General features: G+C 60.7%; 14 protein-coding genes. 7 read left to right on the top strand and 7 right to left on the bottom strand.

The window, feature by feature from the left end:
- Window positions 1–2: 2 nt before the first annotated feature.
- From Q0601_RS17190 to bglB, 3 genes are all read right to left on the bottom strand, one after another.
- Window positions 3–1280, bottom strand: a complete 1278-nt coding sequence (locus Q0601_RS17190) for an ABC transporter substrate-binding protein (RefSeq protein ID WP_305291114.1) — start codon at window positions 1278–1280, stop codon at window positions 3–5.
- Window positions 1277–3832, bottom strand: a complete 2556-nt coding sequence (locus Q0601_RS17185; RefSeq protein WP_305291113.1) for a hypothetical protein — start codon at window positions 3830–3832, stop codon at window positions 1277–1279. Before Q0601_RS17185 ends, Q0601_RS17190 begins: the two co-directional genes overlap by 4 nt.
- 109 nt (window positions 3833–3941) lie before the next feature.
- The gene (gene bglB, locus Q0601_RS17180; RefSeq protein WP_305291112.1) at window positions 3942–5027 is read right to left on the bottom strand and encodes a beta-galactosidase BglB; all 1086 of its coding nucleotides are present in this window, start codon (window positions 5025–5027) and stop codon (window positions 3942–3944) included.
- 97 nt (window positions 5028–5124) lie between these two features.
- Here bglB and Q0601_RS17175 point away from each other — a divergent pair, with 97 nt between their 5' ends.
- The 3 genes from Q0601_RS17175 to Q0601_RS17165 all read left to right on the top strand — a co-directional run bounded on the left by Q0601_RS17175 (window position 5125) and on the right by Q0601_RS17165 (window position 8320).
- The gene (locus Q0601_RS17175; RefSeq protein WP_305291111.1) at window positions 5125–6147 is read left to right on the top strand and encodes a LacI family DNA-binding transcriptional regulator; all 1023 of its coding nucleotides are present in this window, start codon (window positions 5125–5127) and stop codon (window positions 6145–6147) included.
- 180 nt (window positions 6148–6327) lie between these two features.
- Window positions 6328–6918 (top strand): outer membrane protein, encoded by a 591-nt coding sequence (locus Q0601_RS17170; protein ID WP_305291110.1) that lies wholly within the window; start codon window positions 6328–6330, stop codon window positions 6916–6918.
- A 259-nt stretch (window positions 6919–7177) separates the two neighbouring features.
- Entirely contained in the window at window positions 7178–8320 is a 1143-nt protein-coding gene (locus tag Q0601_RS17165) for an HPP family protein (RefSeq protein ID WP_305291109.1), read from the top strand.
- Between the two features lie 83 nt (window positions 8321–8403).
- Here Q0601_RS17165 and Q0601_RS17160 read toward each other — a convergent pair whose 3' ends face one another.
- From Q0601_RS17160 to Q0601_RS17145, 4 genes are all read right to left on the bottom strand, one after another.
- Complete coding sequence (locus tag Q0601_RS17160; RefSeq protein ID WP_305291108.1) at window positions 8404–10494, bottom strand: OmpA family protein; 2091 nt, start codon at window positions 10492–10494, stop codon at window positions 8404–8406.
- Window positions 10495–10676: 182 nt separating this feature from the next.
- Window positions 10677–11954 (bottom strand): cytosine permease, encoded by a 1278-nt coding sequence (codB, locus tag Q0601_RS17155; RefSeq protein ID WP_305291107.1) that lies wholly within the window; start codon window positions 11952–11954, stop codon window positions 10677–10679.
- 11 nt (window positions 11955–11965) lie between these two features.
- A complete protein-coding gene (locus tag Q0601_RS17150) occupies window positions 11966–12421 on the bottom strand; it encodes a nucleoside deaminase (RefSeq protein ID WP_305291106.1) in 456 nt (151 codons plus the stop codon).
- A gap of 127 nt (window positions 12422–12548) precedes the next feature.
- The gene (locus Q0601_RS17145) at window positions 12549–13454 is read right to left on the bottom strand and encodes a LysR family transcriptional regulator (RefSeq protein WP_305291105.1); all 906 of its coding nucleotides are present in this window, start codon (window positions 13452–13454) and stop codon (window positions 12549–12551) included.
- A gap of 145 nt (window positions 13455–13599) precedes the next feature.
- Here Q0601_RS17145 and Q0601_RS17140 point away from each other — a divergent pair, with 145 nt between their 5' ends.
- The 4 genes from Q0601_RS17140 (at window position 13600) to Q0601_RS17125 (ending at window position 19033) form a co-directional block, all read left to right on the top strand.
- Window positions 13600–14970, top strand: coding sequence for an MFS transporter (locus Q0601_RS17140; RefSeq protein WP_305291104.1), 1371 nt, complete (start codon window positions 13600–13602; stop codon window positions 14968–14970).
- Window positions 14971–15085: 115 nt separating this feature from the next.
- Window positions 15086–15619: a 4-vinyl reductase gene (locus tag Q0601_RS17135; protein WP_305291103.1), complete on the top strand. Its 534-nt coding sequence runs from the start codon at window positions 15086–15088 to the stop codon at window positions 15617–15619.
- An 87-nt stretch (window positions 15620–15706) separates the two neighbouring features.
- Window positions 15707–16693 (top strand): dipeptidase, encoded by a 987-nt coding sequence (locus Q0601_RS17130; protein WP_305291102.1) that lies wholly within the window; start codon window positions 15707–15709, stop codon window positions 16691–16693.
- Between the two features lie 132 nt (window positions 16694–16825).
- Entirely contained in the window at window positions 16826–19033 is a 2208-nt protein-coding gene (locus Q0601_RS17125) for a HAMP domain-containing methyl-accepting chemotaxis protein (RefSeq protein ID WP_305291101.1), read from the top strand.
- Window positions 19034–19280: the final 247 nt, after the last annotated feature.

Here is a 19280-nt window from a genome sequence, read left to right as displayed (position 1 = left end):
GCTTATTGCGACGCCGCGCCGACCTGATCGGCGATGTCCTGGTCCATCATGCTGCGGGCCTCGTCAAGGCTGATCTCGCCCGCCATGACCTGACTGATACGGGTGACGAGCGTACCGTAATAGGCATTCCCCCATTTCCACGCCGGCAAGGCATCCGTAAGCGGCGAGGACTCGCCCGAGGCAGCGATGAATTTCTCGAGCGCCGGCGCGACATTCGGATCGTCGGTCTGAAAATTCAGGCCGCCCGCCTCGACCACACCCTTATGGGCGGGCAGGAACAGGGTACGTTCGGTGAATTCGCGCAGAACCTCTTCCGACGCGAGATAGTCCATTACCACCGCGACCTCTTTGGGATGCTGGGTATATTTGATCCCCACAAGACCCGCCCCGCCCGCAAGACCGGCGCAAGCCTCGGTCCCGCAAGGCGTGCCGGTGGCAACCCAGTCGAAGGCGTCGCCGATCTTGGTCGAGAGATTCGCGATCAGCCACGAGCCGGAATAATAGAACGGGATCTGGGCATTGATGAAATCGTCCGTCGCAGCGCGATAGGTGGTTCCGGCAGCCGAAACCCATACCTCGGGCAGCATCAGCCCTTCTTCGGTCCATTCGACAAGCTTCGTGGCGAAACTCATGGTGCCGTCGTCGATCGGCGCGGGCATCCCGTCATCGCCGATATAATTCGCACCATAGGACGCGGTGCCCGCCGAGATACGATGCCCCGACCGGTCGATCGCAAAGGCGGCGGGCAGTTGCTGGCTTTCCATCACCTCTTTCGAGGCCGCAATCCAGTCGTCCCAGGTCGCGCCCTCGCCGGGCATTTCCACGCCGGCCTGTTCGAAAAGCGTCTTGTTGGCGAAACCGCCGGTCAGGGTAAGCTGGGTCATGAAGCCCGGGATCGCATCCGAGCCGTCGGGCCGCATCCAGTCGAAACGGTCGCCGAAATTCGTCTCCCAATAGGCTGGATCCTCGACATATTCACGCAGATCCAGCCAATGCTCGGCCTGTTCCTTGAGATTCGTCACCCGGGCGATATCCGGCCCCTGACCGGAGGCAAGCTGGATCGGCAATTGCTCCTGAATCACCTGATAGGCGACATTGTCCAGAACCACGTCGATCTCGGGATGGCTTTCTTCGAACCGGTCGAGCAGATCCTGCATCACCTCGCCCTCGATCCCGTCAGAGTACCACATCACGCGGATCTCGGTCCTGCCCTGAGCGAACGCCACCGAGCCGAACCCAGCCACGGCCAGCGCCACAAACGATGTCATCGTGAACTTCATCCGGTCTTCCTCCCTGTCAATGGTCCCGGGCCGGTATCGACCTTGGTCCTTGCTTTGTCCTGCGGCGTAACGAACGGAACGCGGGGCAGGATTTCCCGCTGACCCGAAACGGTAAAATCGGCCGGATCGATCCGCCGGCCCTCTGCCGCCACCGAGCCGTCATCATGGAAGGTTACACGCCCGTAATCCGGATCCACAACCTTGATCGCCGTCGCCCCCTCTTCGGGGCATAATGCGGCAAATCGCGCCGCGAATGCCCCCTCGTCCCCGTGGGCACGGGCCGACCCGAGCCGCAAGAGCCACCAGTTTTCCTGTCCGGAAAGGCGCAGCTCGTTCCCAGCGGACGGGCCGTTGTCGACCAGACGGAACGGCAGGGAGCCGCGCAGCATCAGATAGGCCGACCCGGACCGGGCATAAGCCCTGTCACCGTCGATCCGGGCATTGTCGAAATCCCCGGTGGGAAACCAGGCATGGGTAAATGCCGGTTGCGAGGCCACCCCGGAGAACCGGACAAGGGCCAGATCGCGATATTGCTGAACGCGCGGAATCGACGCTGAGCCGCCCCAGTAAGAGGGCCGACCATAGCCCGAATGGGTCACCTCGCCGGGATGGTTGATCCATATCTGCGCATTCGGATTCTCGCCAAGCCGCGCATGGATCAGCGTTTCCTGATAACCCCATTCGTACCAGCGATAGGCCACGGCGCTGCCCATCGCATGATCGGCGGTCTTGTAATGGTAAAGCTTTGCAATCGCATCCTGACCTTGCGCGAACCGCCATTCCTGCGCTTGATCGCCCGTCATGATGGCGCGATCCGTCTCATCGGGCAGCACCAGCCCGTGATCCCTGAGGCAAACCGCAAGCTGCGGCGTCGCATGGAACCGGGTGCCGTAGCTTCCGGCCCCCCACAGAAGCCGCGCGATCGCCGAAAGCTCCAGCGTCATCGAAGCCCGAAGCGTGTGTTCATAGCTTCGGCCCTGCGCGGCAGTCAGCACGCCCTTATGCGAGGAGTTGGCCACGATCCCGATCAGCCGGCGGATCCCGCTTTCGGCACGCGCACGCAAACCGGCATCGGGCGAAAGCGCGTAAAGCGCCGTCAACCCCTTCAGATCGATTGGGAAATAGGGCGCAGAGTTGAACTCGGCCATCTCCCATTTTTCGAAATGGTCGAACCAGCGAGCAAGCCTTTCGGCGCCTGTCCGGGACTGCTCGGCGCCGGTGCGCCCCGAGCGAAGAAAGGTCCTGGTTGGTAAAAGCGCCCCGCCAAGATGCGCGGCGGTGTGAAACAGCAACGCGTGATTTTCAGAGAAATACCACTGCACATCGTTGCCCGGCTCATCCATCCAGTACCGGTAACCACAAATCGTCCGGTCGATGCGCGCGCAGAGATCCGGCCCCAGCAGTTCGGGCCAGCTTGTCCGGCACCAGATCAGCGGCACAAGCGCAAAATCCGCGCAATCCCAGCAGGCGTCGATCCGCGGCAGCGCCGCCTCGATCATGCTCCGGGTTTCCGCGCCGCCATCCTGCAATGCCAGCCGCGCCAGCGCCCGCACGGTATCGGCCTCGCCCCCCGTCGCAACGGCGGTCAGGGCCTCGGTCACGCGAGAGGCTCTGGCGGCAGGTGCCGCCCCTTGTTTCGCGCTATGGGCGATCTCGGTGCCATAGATTCGTTCAGCCGCGAAACCATCCACCGCAAGGCGCACCACGACATGCCGGAAATCCGCCGGAAGCGCATCGGCATCGCCAAGATCGATCTCGGTCGCGCCCGCGGTAAGCGCAATCCGCATCGGAGGAAACGGATCGTGGGACATGAAATCGCCTTCGACCCGGATCTCGGCATGACAAGGTATTGAAAGCGCATGCGGCAGAGTCAGCCGGACCGGCCCGCCATCGTGACTGCTTCGGGAAAAATGCATGGTTTCCAGCGCGGTCTCGATCTCGCGTGCATGCGCGGCATCTGCTTCGATCTGGATCGCCTGCTGCGCCGGAGGACCATCGGCATAGTCCAGTTGCGCATAGAAACGGGTATCCCGCTCGGCAAGATCGTCGAGGAACAATTCGATCCGGTTCTCGCCCGCCACGAGATCGACCCCGATTTCGACGGCAGTCTCGAAATTGCGCCGGTATTCCGCCATCCAAAGGATTTCCCGGCCATTCACCCGCAGTATCGCCCCTCCGCATGTGGCCAGACGCAGCGTGGCGCGCCCCGCGATCCTGGCGATGACAAGCGTCTCGGCACGTGCCGCCAGACGCGTGGCGCGAAACCAGAAGCCTGAGAGGTCAAGCCGTGGCGATCCGAAGCCAAGCCAGACCCGGTCCGGGGCGGCCAAAGCCCGCTCTTCGGGGCGCCGGCCCCGGAAACGCTGCGCGAAATCAGTCCGGCAGGGATATTCGTGCGGGATGAAATTCTTCTCCTTGGTCAGGAAGAAAAACGGATCCATCTCGCCCTCCATCGGGCGTTCGGACACATCGAACGGCTGTTCCGAGATGGGCGATACGCGCCAGAGGGTGATGGGCATACCGGCTTCAAGCGGGCGGGACAGGCGGCTCATCTGAAGGCCCCGGCCGGAACAGAACTCACAAAGAAACGCATGCCGCAAAACACCGGAACCTTCGCTCCGCCGATCGCCAGTGGCGCGGGACCATATCGGGTGTCTGAGATCATCGGAACTCCGGATCGTTAAGTGCCTCTGCAAGGCACAGGATGGCAAGCGACTGGCCATAACCGGTGGGTTGCAGCGGGATGTCGCGGTAGAATTGCAGATCATGGCCCATGCGGGTGCCATAGGACACACCGCCCACGATACCATCGGCATCTATCTGTCTCAGCACATAATTGACCGCACGGCGTCCCGCCCGCCGCGCCTCATCCGATGCGCGCCCGAGACGCGCGGCCTTCATCAGACCATAGGCGATCCCTGCCGTGGCCGAGGTTTCCTCGTATGATGAAGGATCGTCCAGCAGGGTCCGCCATGCGCCGTTCGCGGTCTGCAATGGTAAAAGCGCCGCGATCTGAGCGCGAAGCACCCCGTCAAGATAACGTGCGACCGGCGGATCAAGGCGGCAAAGTTCGGGCAGATCGGCGAGCCCCGCAGTGATCCACGCATTGCCCCGCGCCCAGCGGGCCCGGGCGAAATTGCTGCGCCGGGGAAAGCTCCAGCCGTGGAACCAGAGCCCGGTTTCCGGATCCGCCAGATAGCGCGCATGTACCAGAAACTGGTGCTGCGCCTCATCTACCAGCGCACGCTGGCCCGAAGCTTCGCCATAGGCGGCAAGGAAAAGCGCCACCATGAACAGCGTATCGTCCCAAAGCTCACCCTCATTGATCTTGTCGGACACATCGTGCTGAAATCCACCTTCCGGGGTACGCGGCATCTCGGCCAGCACGCGGTCAGCCCAGCCGGACAGCATCGCCTCCCATCGCGGATCGCGCGTGCGATCCCAAAGCAGGGTCAGTGCCAGCATCGGCGCCGTCGTGTTGACATTGAGCAAGGGCAGCCCGCGGGTTTCCTGTGCGGCGTACCAATCCTCCAGCACGGTGCGCAGCCGCTCTTCCCCGGTGTCGCGCCAAAGCCGGGCAAGGCCATAAAGCCCGATGCCCTGCGGCCATTCCCAGGATTGAAAGCTGATATAATCCCCGACCGTGCCGTCAAGATTCGGCTCGTCGAACCTTCCGGTGTCGCGCAGCGCGGTCAGACCGTCGACAACGCGCGTCAAGGCATTACGAACGACCGAATCGTCCCGCATCACGTTCCTCCCCTGGCGCAAGGTTAACTGACGGAAAATTGTTTGCACAATATGTAAATTTTTTGCAGTCTTGGTTCGGGCATCAAGAAAGCTGGTCATGGAACGGCGACGCATCAGGATGGAGGATCTGGCGGAACGCTGCGGCGTCTCGGTCGCCACGGTGAGCCGCGTTCTTGCGGATCGTCCTGGCGTCCGGCCCGAACTGCGCCGCCGTATCCGCGATGCGGCGGCACTGCTGGGATATGCGATGCCGTCAGCGGTGGCAGGGCGCAAGGCGATCCTTGTGGCAAGCCAGGCGGCCATGGTCGATTATGCCCGAAGCCAGTTCACGCTGCATGTTCTTGACGGTATGCGCGACCGCGCGGCGGCTTTGGGAATGACCCTCGAAACCCGCACTGCCACGGAACCGCTGGCCGCGAATCTCGCGGCTGACGAGGATGCGGCGGGCTATGTGCTGCTGACGCCCGAAAGCGATGCCGTGATCGCCGAGGCGGCTGCGCTCGACCGGCCGGTGGTGCTTGTCAATGCCGACGACCCGATGATGCGGTTATCCTCGGTCGCGCCTTGCAACCGCACCGCCGCGGCGCGGGCGACCGAACTTCTGCTTAAGCACGGGCACCGGCGCATCCTGTTTCTGACCCGCCCCGGCCGCCGCACCATCGAACGCCGCCGCGAGGGCTGGGCGGACCGGTTAACAGCCGAAGGAATCGCCCCTGAATCTTCGCTGGTCGTTGAAGTCGATGACTGGTTGCCCGATGCCGCCGCCGCCGCAATGACACGCCGTCTGACCGAAGGCCCCCGGAATTTCACGGCAATCCTCGCGGCCGGAGACAGCCTTGCTGTCGGGGCGCTTCTTGCCCTGGCCAGGGCCGGCATCGATGTACCGGGTGAGGTGAGCGTGCTGGGTTTCGATGGGCTGCCGCAATGCGATCTGCAGACTCCGCCGCTTTCTGCCGTCGAGATCCCGATGCGCACAATAGGCAGCCTTGCCCTCGATCTTCTGGGCGAGATCATCGCCGGACCCGGCCTGCCGCCCCGCCGCGTGGAACTGGCCTGCCGCATCGTCGAACGCGGATCGACCGGCCCCGCACCGACCCTGCCGACAGGCCCCACCGACTGATTTTCAGCGGGGCGCGCACCCCTTTATATTCAAGGCCGATCAAGCAGATGTTCCGCACTGTAACGTACATGTTACACGCAGTATCATTTTTGCCACATGCCGCCATATCCATCTTGCCGAGTTCTGGAATTGCACATTCTGCAATCCTAGCTCTATCCCAGAACAAGAAGGAGAACAGCTATGAAAACTGTTATATTGTCTCTCGCCGCATCGCTTGCCGCAACGGGTGCCTTTGCCGGTGGTTATGTCGCGCCGGTTGTCGAACCCGCCCCCGTGGTTGCGCCCGTCGCACCTGTGGAAGCCGGAACCGACTGGACGGGCTTCTATGCCGGTCTGCAATACGGCAAGGGCGATGCCGAAGTTTCCGGCATAAATGGTGACGCCGATTTTGACGGCTATGGTGTCCATGCCGGTTACCTGCATGATTTCGGTAAATATGTGCTTGGCGGTGAACTCGATTACAACAAGGTCGAGTTCGATGATGCCGATGTCGACGGCGACCTGATCCGTCTTCGCGGCCGCGCCGGTTACGACTTTGGCAAAATCCAGCCCTATCTGGCCCTGGGTGTCGCCAAGATTTCGGTCGATGACGGGACTACCGATGTCTCTGAAACCGGTGTCACTTATGGCGTCGGCGTCGATTACCTTGTGCATGACCGCTTTTCGGTCGGCTTCGAATACACCCGCAACGATTTCTCGGATGTGGATGATATCGGTGGCGCCGATTTTGACACCGAACTGGCACAGATCCGCGGAACCTTCCGCTTCTGAGCCGAACCTGTTCTTGACGAGTGCGAACGCGGATCTGAAAAGGTCCGCGTTTTTACATATGAGCGCGATAACCGGAAAGCGCCCGGAGTCACCATAACCTCTAACGATGACAGCCAGTCGGCCGGCGAAATCCGGCATTCGAAACCTGCCCTGCATCTCCGACTTTATCTGTGCCCGGCTGTTTGTGGAATTGCATCTCGCAATCACCAGGAGTAGCCACACGGCGCTGTAATTCAGGGAAGCCCGGATGCCGACACCCATGACCCATTTTCTGCGATCGGTCGGCCCGGCCGTCCCCCATGCCTCGCCGAAAGAGGCGGTCAGGGCGGGGGTGGGCGCACTGCTGGGCCTGCTGATAGCCGGGCTGTTCCTGCTTGCGCCTTCGATCGACAGCCGTCTGGGCCTTTATCTGATCGCACCTTTCGGAGCCACGTCGGTTCTGGTTTTCGCGGCGCCCAACAGCCCGTTGGCCCAGCCCTGGTCCGCGATCATGGGGAATCTGGCCTCTGCCCTGATGGGGATTGCCGCCTGCATGCTGATCCCGGATCCTGTCCTGCGCGTTGCGGTTGCCGTCGGCGCGGCGATTACCGCCATGATCCTGATCCGCGCGCTTCACCCTCCGGGTGGCGCCGTGGCCATGACAGCGGCCTTGAACCCCGAAGCGACGCTGGAACTTGGATGGAGCTTTGCATTCGCTCCGGTGGCCTGTGGCACCCTAGCCCTGATCCTGATCGCGGTCATCTATGCGCGCATCACCGGCCGGCGATATCCTTTCCGTCAGTTCGAGGAAAAAAATCCTCATGGCACCGGGGATCTGGATCCGGTGAAACGGATCGGTCTGAACGAAAACGAACTTGTCAGCATACTCGAACGGTATAACCAGACGATGAACCTGGGCGTGGCGGACCTTGCCCGGCTGATCGGCGCGGCGGAAATGGTCATCGCCTCGCATCGCGGGACCGGCTCGACCGCGGCCGATATCATGTCGCGCGACCTGATAACCGTTGGCCCCGACGCGCCGCTATTCGAAGTTGCCGAGCTTTTCCGCCGCCACGCCTTCACCTCTCTGCCGGTCGTTGGCGACGGGAATGAGTTTCACGGCGTGATCTTCCAGCTTCACCTGATCCGTCACGCGGATGAACGCGCGCAGCGCCGTGTCGGCGGATTTCTTTCGGCAATGGGGCGATTGATCGGCCATGGTTCGGGGGCACGCGCACGGGACGTCATGGATGTCCGGATTCCCCGTGCTGCCCCCGAAACGCCGGTTTCCGCGCTTTTGCCGCTTATGTCCGACGGTCATTGCGATGCGGTGCCGGTTCTCGACGGGACGCGCGTTGTCGGCATCGTCACCCGAACGGATATTATCGCCGCACTGGCCCATCAAAGCGTGCAGCGCGCATGAAAACTGCCCGACACTTGAAAAGCGTCGGGCAGTTCGGGAAGCGGCAGCTGTTACCCTGCCGGTTATTTATGGTGGGTAGTGACCTATTCGGATTCGGTCGATGCCGTTTGCAGCAAATCCGTAATACGGCGCACCGAAGCCCGGCGATTTTCGCGAAGATCACCCTCGCCACTCACCTTCGGGAACTGCTCGCCATAACCTTGCGTGACAAGGTTCTCGGGCGGTACGTCGAAATACTCGGTTAGCGCAAGCGCGACCGATTCAGCCCGCCGGTCGGACAGGGCAAGGTTCATTGCCGCATCTCCGACCGAGTCGGTATGACCCTCGATCAGGAAGATCTCGCGCGGGTTTTCCTGAATAGTCTGCTGGATGACCTTGCCAAGCGTCGACAATTGCTCCGCCTGATCGGATTTGATCGCTGCCGAACCGGTATCGAACGTGATCGCGTCGATATTGATCGGAGCGACCAAGGCGCGCACTTCCGGAATATTCCGGATCTGGCCAAGGGTGAAATAACGTCCGGCATCGACTTCCCGAAGCAATGCGGCGCGCAATTCCTCTTCGCTCAGGGAACCACCCGACGTTTCGATGGGCTCGGCCGGGGCCGGAAGGCTCGCGATATCAACCGGCTCGGCGCTTGTCGTATCGTCGATCAGCTGCATCGAGCCGCCATCCGCGGTGATCAGGGTACGGCGCAGAACCCGCAGATTGGCGTCGCGGATTGTCACGACCTTGCTGCCATCCGCACGTGTCACCGTCGTCCGCGACGAGCCGTCGTCGAAATTCTCCGTCGCCACGGTCGAACCCGGCTGCCGCAGCAATACGGTCTCATCCTTGATCACCTCCCGGCTGCCATCCGCACGCGTTACGACAAGCCGATCTGGCGTGCTGAGTTCGACTTCGCGGTTATTGCTCAGCATCGAACCGACAGCGAGCCCGCCAAGCCCCAGCAGCACGGCCTTGGTCAGATCACTCTTGTCGTTGTCTTTACTGTCATCATCCGACTGCTGCGCTTCCTGACCGGCAAGCCCGGACAAGGCGTCAGTCAGGCTGGTTCCGAAATCTTCCGAGGAGGAACGACTATTCTCTTCGGTCACTTCTTCTTCGGTCACTTCGCCTTCGCCCTCTTCGGAAGTCAGAGCGGAAAGTTCGGGAATTTCGGTTTCGGTCGCAGCCTCTTTGGCGGCCTCGGTTTCGCTGCTGCCCTCGGTTTCGCTGCCACTCCCGGCGGCTGTGTCATCGGACTCTGTCTCGCCTTCGGCATCGGCCGGTTGCTGCGAACTGTCCTCCTGCCCGGCTTCCTCGGCCTTTTTCTCCTGTTCGGCCAAGGCGTCGGCCAGGTCATCCTCGCTCGGGGACGCGGGATCTTCAGAGGCTGCGGCATCGTCCGGTTGAGCTTCCCCTTCCGATGCTTTCTCTTCCTCGGCCAGAGCTTCGGCGAGGGCGTCCTGATCCTCGGACGCGGCGTTGTCCGGCGCTTCAGCCTCTGCCTCTGCCGGAGCGGTCGTCTCAGCTTCAGCCGGCGCTTCAGCCTCAGCCTCTGCCGGAGCGGCTGTCTCAGCTTCAGCCGGTGCTTCAGCCTCTGCCTCTGCCGGAGCGGTTGTCTCTGCCTCCGCCGGCGCTTCAGCCTCAGCCTCCACCGGAGCGGCTGTCTCAGCTTCAGCCGGTGCTTCGGCCTCTGCCTCTGCCGGAGCGGTCGTCTCTGCTTCAGCCGGCGCTTCAGCCTCAGCCTCCACCGGAGCGGTCGTCTCTGCTTCAGCCGGTGCTTCGGCCTCAGCCTCCGCCGGAGCGGTCGTCTCTGCTTCAGCCGGCGCTTCAGCCTCTGCCTCCACCGGAGCGGCTGTCTCAGCTTCAGCCGGTGCTTCGGCCTCAGCCTCTGTCGGAGCGGCTGTCTCTGCCTCTGCCGGTGCTTCAGCCTCGGCCTCTACCGGAGCGGCTGTCTCTGCCTCTGCCGGCACTTCAGCCTCTGCCTCCGCCGGGGCGGCTGTTTCTGCCTCTGCCGGTGGCACAGGCTCTGCTTCGGCCTGGGCAAGCACATCGGCATTGGCCGGCAACTTGTCGGCATCCTTTTGCGCTGCAGCCTCGGGGATATTGGTTTGAGCCATCGCGATATGGGGCGCCATAAGCGATAAGCACGCGACGATGGCGGTTGTATTATGAACGATCCGGCGCATCTGTATTCCTCACAAGCTATGTTCTGTGCTGTGATGAACAACGAGCGGTATACCTGCCGGTTCCCGACAACCGCATGACCCTTTCGTGAACACAGGGCCGCGACCTGTACCGGCACCGCAATCCGGCCCCTGGAAACAGGCCGGACGCAACGGATGTATCAATCCTTGCCTGCTGTATATTTTCAGGGCGAGCCAGCCGCCGGCTTATCCCGTTCCGACAGCACCCGATCGACCATCACATAGGTAACGATTGCAACGATGATGCCGATAAGTGGCGGGATACCCGGGCTGAAATAGGCCGCAAGACACCCGACCACATAACCTGCCAGACCCGCCTTGTTGAAATCCGGCAGATCGGCCGAGGCGATTGGCGGATAGGATCCGCGGCGCTTGACCAGATAATCGGCCATGATGACCCCGCCGATGGGCGGAATGAAGGTGCCCAGCAGTAGCAGGAACGGGATCAGATACAGATCGATCCTGAGAAGCGCCAGAACCGTTCCGATCGCCGCACCGATGACCGTGACCATCCGCCGCTTGTCGGTGGCAAAGCCCGTGCAGCCCACAGCCGAAAAATTATAGATGGTGTTGTCCTGCGTGGTCCACAGATTCAGGAACAGCATGAGGATACCCAGCACTGTCAGCCCCTGAATCACCAGCACATCGACAATATCGGGCTGCTGATAGACCAGCGCCCCGATTGCTCCGGTCGTGATCATCAGCCCGTTACCGATGAAGAAAGCCACCAAAGAAGCCCAGACGGCCTGACGCGGGCTGGCTGCGAAGCGGGTCCAGTTTGTCGCCTGCGTGCCGCCTGACACGAAAGTGCCGAAAACCATGGTGATGGCGGTGCCGATGCCAAGCGCATGGCCGGGCTGGATCGCCATCAGCCCCTGACCGCCCGCGCCATCTTCGACCGCAATCCACAGCGATACCGCCAGAAGCAGGACCATCAGCGGCACCGAGACGATCGACAGAAGCTCGAGTCCGCGATAGCCGATATAGGCCGTCCAGCAGAAAGCGAAGCCGAAAAGGATCATCAATGCGTAAGCGAGAACCGAATGAGTCTCGGCATCTATCCCGATCAAGCGCAGCAGCACGACGGCCATGGTCGCCGTACCCCAGCCATACCAGCCGATCTGCGTGAACCCCAACAGCAGATCGGGCAGCTTCGCCCCGATCCGGCCAAAGCTGAAACGGCTGAGCAGCGCCGTGTTCAGCCCGGTGCGCGCGCCGATCATCCCCAGCACCGCGACATAGGCGCCCAGAAGCAGGTTGCCGGTCACGATGATCGCCACCAGATCCGGCCATAGCGGAAAGGCCGTGCCGATCTGACCGCCGGCGAACATCGTCGCGGTGAAAAAAGTGAACCCCAGCAGTACGACAGCAAGCGATCCAAAGCTCTTGCGGGCCGCTTGCGGCACTTCGGACAGCGGGTAATCCTGGCTTTTCTGATCCATGCCGCCGCCCCTCAATCCTCGGCTATGTCTTCATGCCACAGCTCCAGATTGCCGGGCAAAGCCAGAAAATGCCGCATCACCTCCTTGCAGCCCTCGTCATCCATCAACGTGATATCGACGCCACGGCCACGCAGAAAGGGGATGTCGCCCTCGAAATTCTCGGCCTCGCCGATGACGACGCGGGGAATGCCGAATTGCAGGATCGTGCCGCTGCACATCATGCAGGGGCTAAGCGTGGTATAAAGCACGGTGTCGCGATAACTGCGCTGTCGTCCCGCCTTGCGCAGGCAGTCCATTTCGCCATGCGCGATGGGGTCGCCATGCTGAACGCGCTGATTGTGACCCGAGGCGACGACCTTACCGTTCCGAACCAGCACCGCACCGATGGGCAGGCCGCCATCTGCCATCCCCTGCCGGGCTTCGTCCAGCGCCAGCGCCATGAATTGTCGATCCGCATCTTCCGTCATTCCGTCCCCCAGGATTATTGTTGTTCCAAACATCACGGAGCTTATGTGATAACACAAGGCAATCGTGACCACGAGAACCAACCCGATGTCAGGTTTTTATCCGATGCCCGGAATTTGGCTCGTATATTCAGCTTGCTGCGGAAATGAGCGGCCGGGTGCGGCGCAAAAACCGCAGGAAGATGTTCAGTTCTTCTGAGTTGTTGCCGCGCTCCCAGACCGCGGTGATGGGCAGTTTTGCCTCCATGTCGACCAGTTGCCGGATCGCGATGCCCTGTCGCGGCATATTTCCGATGCAGCTGGAATAGATCGCCACGCCGGCGCCCGCGATAACCAGACCGAAGATACCGTCGCTGCTTGTCGCCTCAAGCGATATATCCGGAAAGAACCCCCGGGCCCTGCATTCCGCAAAGACCTGCTTGCGGAAGATGATCCAGCTGTCACCGGTTCCGAACACGAATTTCTCGGCTTTCAGATCGCCGAGGGTCAGTTGTGCCCGCCCTGCCAGATGATGGTTCTCCGGCAGGATGGCCACATAGTCGTTTTCGTCAAAGGTCAGACTGCTGATCGGCTGCTGATCCGAGACGCCGTACAGGAAACCGATATCGATATGGTGCTGCAGGATCGCCTCATGCTGGTGGATCGTCGGCATGAAGATCAGATCAAGATAGATGTCAGGATGAGCCGTGTTGAACTCTCGCAGGAAATGCGGAAGGAGACCGTTGATCGCGAAATCGGTATAGGCGATGCGCAACTCGCCCCGCACGCCACGGGCCGCCTTCCTCGCACGCTCGACCGCGAGATCTATCTGGGCCGCCACGTTCGAGATTTCATTCAGGAACACGCGCCCGGCCTCGGTCAGTTCGACGCGGCGCGTGGACCTGACAAGCAGCGGTGCCCCGATATGCTCTTCAAGCTGCTGGATCGTCTTGGTTAAGGCAGGTTGCGCGATGCGCAGGCTCTCGGATGCGCGGCGATAGTGCAATTCACGGCCAAGCGTGCTGAAGGCGCGCAGATGGCGAAGATCCAGACTCATTGCCGGTCCCTTCGATTATTTCCTTACAATTATTAATAAAGCCAAAAATGATATTTTACAACGCTGATGGCTAAGCGGATCATCACCTCTGACAGGCGACAGAACCTGACAGAACGACAGCACAAATTTTCAGGGAGTTCACGTAATGACAAGTGATCAGCGATCGCAGCATGACGGGCACCGTCTGGCGGAAAGCGACGCACCACCCACGCTTGGCAAAGTCATCAGTGCGGCAGCCATTGGGAATTTCGTCGAATGGTTCGACTTCGCGGTTTACGGCTTTCTGGCGACGGTTATCGCCAACCAGTTCTTTCCCAGCGAAAGCGTCAGTCTGGGGCTGCTAAAGACCTTCGGCGTCTTCGCTGTCGCCTTCGCGATGCGCCCCCTGGGAGGGATATTCTTCGGCATATTGGGCGACCGGATTGGCCGGAAAAGCATCCTGTCCCTGACGATTCTGCTCATGGCAGGGGCGACAACGCTGATCGGATTGCTGCCGACACATGAAAGCCTGGGAATTGCCGCCCCGATCCTGCTGACCGTCCTGCGCTGTTTGCAGGGCTTCTCGGCGGGCGGCGAATATGCCGGGTCCATCGCCTATGTCATGGAGCATTCGCCCCGGCACAAGCGCGGATGGTATGGCAGCTTTATCCCGGTTTCGACTTTCACGGCTTTCGCTTCGGCGGCACTGTTGGTCTTTGCGCTGGAAAACAGTCTGACGCCCGAGGCTATGGCCGGCTGGGGCTGGCGGGTGCCGTTCCTGATCGCCGCGCCTCTGGGGCTGATCGGCCTTTACCTCAGGTGGCGCATGGAAGAGACCCCCGCATTCAAGGCGCTGGCCGCGGAAGACAGCACTCATGCGCATTCACCCCTGCGGGAAACCCTGAAAAGCCAGATTCATTCAATCCTGCGATTGGGGGCTTTCATCTCGCTGACAGCACTGTCCTTTTATACGTTCACCACCTATTTCGCGACCTATCTGCAGGTGGTCGGTGGTCTCACCCGTCCGGGCGCCTTGCTGGTTTCGCTCATCGCGCTTGTTTTCGCCGCATTGTTCTGCCCGGTCGCAGGGGCGCTTTCGGACCGGTTCGGCCGCCGGAGGACGATCGGCTTCGTCTGCGCCTGGTTTCTGCTGATGACCATACCGGCTTTCCTGCTTGCAAGCTCGGGGGAACTCCTGAAGGCGGTCCCCGGTGTCCTGCTTCTGGCGGTCGGCGCGCTTACCAGCAATGTGGTGACAGCGACGCTGATGTCGGAAACATTCCCGACGCGCACCCGCTATACGGCCTCGGCCTTCACCTACAATATCTCTTATACGCTTTTCGGCGGCACCGCGCCCCTGATGGCGACATGGCTGATCGATGTCACCGACAACAATCTTTCACCTGCGATCTATCTGATGTTGATTACCGTACTGGCCGCGGCAGGCGGACTGGCGCTGCGCGAGACACACCGCATATCGCTGGTCGATGGATTTACCGAGGAAGCGGAAGCAGACGCGCTGCCCAATTCGGCATAGCGATCCACGCGATGACCACCCCGGCCTTCCCGTTCATTCAATGGTTCGGGAAGACCGGATATCCGCCGGCCACCCAAGGGCATGGCCGGGAACCTGAAACCGAAAGGATGACGCAATGCAGCCCGCTGTTGAAATCGAGGTGGATGAGGCCAGTGGCGTCTGGCGCACCGATGGCATGCCCATGCTATACGTGCCACGGCATTTCATGGTGAACATGCACAGGGAGATCGAGGCGTCATTGGGGCGCGTGGCCTATGGCGCCGTTCTGGACCGTTCCGGCGCGAAATCCGCCTTTCACTGGTGCGAGCGTCAGGCCGAACTGTTAGGCGCCTCGGAGAGTGAGGTGTTCGAACATTACCTGAAGCGGCTTTCAGAGCGTGGCTGGGGCCGGTTCACCGTCGAAATCCTGGATCTGAACCGATTGACCGCGGAAATCACGCTTCGGGATTCCATCTATGTGCTGGAAGCGCGGGACCGGGCCACCGCCCCCACCTGCTACATGTTCGAGGGTTTCCTGATCGGCGCCATGCAATTCGTCTGCGCAGCGAGGGGCATCAGACCCGACACGATCTCTTGCCGCGAAACGCAATGCGCAGCCACCGGCGCCCCGGAATGCCGGTTCGAGGTTATCTACAAGCTTCCCGGCTGACCCATCACCCCAACCGAAACCACCGGATCGCGAACGCCGTGCGGCGCGCGGTCCCCGCCGCTCAGGACATATGAAACGGAGAATATCATGAAGGACAGCGCAACCCGCATCTATGAAAGCTCGATCGTCGTGGACGGGCTTATCATCTCGAAATGGAGCGGCGAGCTTTTCAGCGAGATGCAGCAGGCCGGTCTGACGGCCGCGAATTGCACCTGCAGCGTTTGGGAAAACTTCACGGATACGGTCGGCAACATTGCGCAGTGGAACAGCTGGTTCCGCGAATATTCGGATCATATCGTCAAGGCCGAAAGCGTCGCGGATATCCGGCAGGCCAAAGCCGACGGAAAGACCGCGATCATCCTGGGGATGCAGAACACCTCTGCCTTCGAGGACCGGATCGGCTATGTCGAGGTTCTCAAAACGCTGGGCGTCGGCATCGTGCAGATGACCTATAACACGCAGAACTGGGTCGGCAGCGGATGCTATGAAAGCCGCGACAGCGGGCTTTCCGATTTCGGGCGCGAGGTGGTCGCAGAAATGAATCGCGTGGGCATGCTGTGCGATCTCAGCCATGTAGGGCCCAGAACGTCGCGGGATGTGATCGATGAATCTTCGGTCCCCGTCGCCTATTCCCATTGCCTGCCGTCAGGGCTGAAGGCGCATCCCCGCAACAAATCGGACGAGGAACTGCGCTATATCGTCGACAAGGGCGGATTTGTCGGCGTGACGATGTTCCCGCCTTTCCTTGCCAGGGGCACGAACTCGACGATCTCGGACTATGTCGATGCGATGGATTATGTGATCAATCTTGTCGGCGAAGATGCCGTGGGCATCGGCACGGATTTCACGCAGGGCTATGACACGGAATTCTTCGACTGGATCACCCATGACAAGGGATTCGGCCGGAAACTGACCAGCTTCGGCGAGATCGTAAACCCGGAAGGTTTCCGGCAATTGCGTGATTTTCCGAATATCGCCGATGCAATGGCGCAAGCGGGCTGGACAGAGACAAAGATCGAAAAGGTTCTTGGGCTCAACTGGATCAATTTGCTTGATCGCGTCTGGGACGGATAGAAGCGGGCCGGCAAGCGATAAGTCAAATTTTCAGTATATTCCTTGGGCAGGCGCATGGTGAATGCCCGGGTCCGAAACGATTTCTTAGGAACAACCTCGCTACAACATCACATCCCTTAGCGAGGAATCATCATGCGCATTACCATCAAAGCCAAACTGGCCATCGCGTTCGCTGCCGTCCTGACGACGTTGGGGGCGGTGGTGTGGCTGGCGATCACCAGCCTATCCGCCGCAAACGAGCGAACGGAGGAATTAATCAATGTTTATCATGAACGGGTCAGACTTTCACTTGAAATGCAGGAATCCGAGGCGCAAGTCGGTCGTTCCGTCGGCATTGTCATGATGGCGCAGGATGAGGCAGCAAAACGGGCCGGTATAGCCCAAGCAGAAATGTATAATCAGGAAGTCGAACAATCTTATAATCAGCTTGTTCCCCTGACCACTGAAACCGGTCTCGGGCTGCTCGAAGATTTTTCGGCCAATCGGAAACGGGTTGCGGATACTTTGCAGGAGGTCTTCGCACTGGCGCTGGAAAACACAGGTACGCATGCTGCGGAACTGCTGCATAATGACGCGCGGGAAGCCCTGCGTCTCGCAGAGACTGCCGTAGATGCCGTTGTTGCGGCAACATCGCGAAATCCATCGGTCAATTCACCCGAAATGCGCCTTCTGACGAATGAGATCAAAGGGCATCTGCGAAACACGATGCGCCGGGGGGCCTATACAATTACGATGACGGATGAAGCCGAGGCTGCGGAACAGGGCGAGAAAGCCGTCCAATCCGGTATTGCGGCATCGGCAGCCGTAGATGCTATGCAAGCAGCGGCCAATGGTTACGCAAAAGCGGAATTTTCCCGGCTGCGCGATGCGGTCAAAACTCTGAACAGTTCAATTGCAGAGATCGTCAGTCTTGGACTGCGCAACAGCGAAGAGCGCGCCAGGGAACTGGTGACCGAAACACTTTTGCCGCTGGCCCGGGCCAATGAAGAGTTGCTTGAAGAATATGCACAGCGCAGCAATACACGCATGAAGGACTCGGTCTCTCGAACGGCCGACGAATATCAGGCAAGCCGTGTTCTTCTACTGATCGGTGCGGGAAGTGCGGCCGCAATTGGTATTGCCGCCGCCTTCTGGATTTCGATGATAGTCAGCCGCGGTCTGGGCCGCGCGGTTGCTGTGGCCGAAGGGGTTGGCAAGGGCGATCTTTCGGTCGACGCCAAGCCCACGTCCAACGATGAAATCGGCGATTTGCTGGGGGCAATGGATCGGATGAACGCTTCGATGCGTGATATCACCGGCGCGGCGGAAAAGATCAGCCACGGCGATCTGGCAGTGGATATCAAACCCCGGTCAGAAGAGGATTCCCTTGGAATCGCGCTGGAGCAGATGCTTGAAAAACTGCGCGACGTGATCGCGAATGCCAATGTGAGTTCGGATGGCGTCGCCGAAGGTGCGCAGGCCATGTCCGTCACCGCGGAAGAACTCAGCCACGGCTCGACCCAGCAGGCCGCCGCCGCGGAACAGGCATCCGCCTCCATGGAAGAAATGACCGCGAATATCCGCCAATCTTCGGACAATGCGGCGCAGACCGAAAAGATCGCCACACAATCCGCCAAAGAGGCCGCTCAAAGCGGCGAGGCGGTGGATGAGGCGGTACGCGCGATGAAAACCATTGCCGAGAAGATCAACATCATCCAGGAAATCGCCCGGCAGACGGATCTGCTTGCCCTGAATGCCGCAGTCGAGGCCGCGCGCGCCGGTCAGCACGGCAAAGGCTTTGCGGTCGTCGCTTCGGAAGTGCGCAAACTGGCCGAACGCAGCCAACAGGCCGCCGGCGAGATCAGCGAATTGTCCGGCCGCACGTTGGAGGTCAGCCAGAAAGCCGGCGAAATGCTGTCCGCATTGGTCCCCTCGATCCAGAGAACCGCGGATCTCGTGCAAGAGATCAGTGCCGCGGCACGCGAACAGAATATCGGCGTGGAGCAGATCAATCAGGCAATTCGCGAACTCGATACGGTGATCCAGCAAAACGCGTCAGCATCGACCGAGGCGGCAAACGTCTCTGCAAATCTGGCAACGCAGTCCGAACAGCTTCGCGGCGTCATTTCATTCTTCCGGCTGGGCAATAGCGGCTCCGCGTCGTTTCATGAAATGGCCGCTAGCCCGGTGATGGAAAGCGCGGAAATTTCTTCCATTACGCGCCGCGCGAATAACGACGCGCCCGCCATGGCAACCGCTCCGGCGGCAAAACGGGTTGCGAACGGAAACGGGCGATCCGGTGGCGTCGTGCTTGATCTGGGAGAAGATCAGATATCGGATGCCGAATTCGTCAGATATTGATCCGCTTCTCTGGGGCCGGTGAAGAACCGGCTTCATGTCATGTGAAAGAGATCGGTGGATACCCGCCGGTCTCTTTTGCATTTCATATTCCTTGCAGGTTGAGCCCGACATCGGGCGGGCCAGTCAGCGGATATCCGCGGAACGCCCTGGAACGAGTGTCAAGCTGTTCTGATTCTTTTTCAATCAAGGGGCGCAAGCCCTGATCAAGCGCCCCGGAACCTGCTTGTTTCGGAGGAATCGCGCCGAT

The organism is Paracoccus wurundjeri, from assembly GCF_030678915.1.
Classification (GTDB): Bacteria; Pseudomonadota; Alphaproteobacteria; order Rhodobacterales; family Rhodobacteraceae; genus Paracoccus; species Paracoccus onubensis_A.
This window is presented reverse-complemented; position numbering and strand designations above follow the sequence as displayed.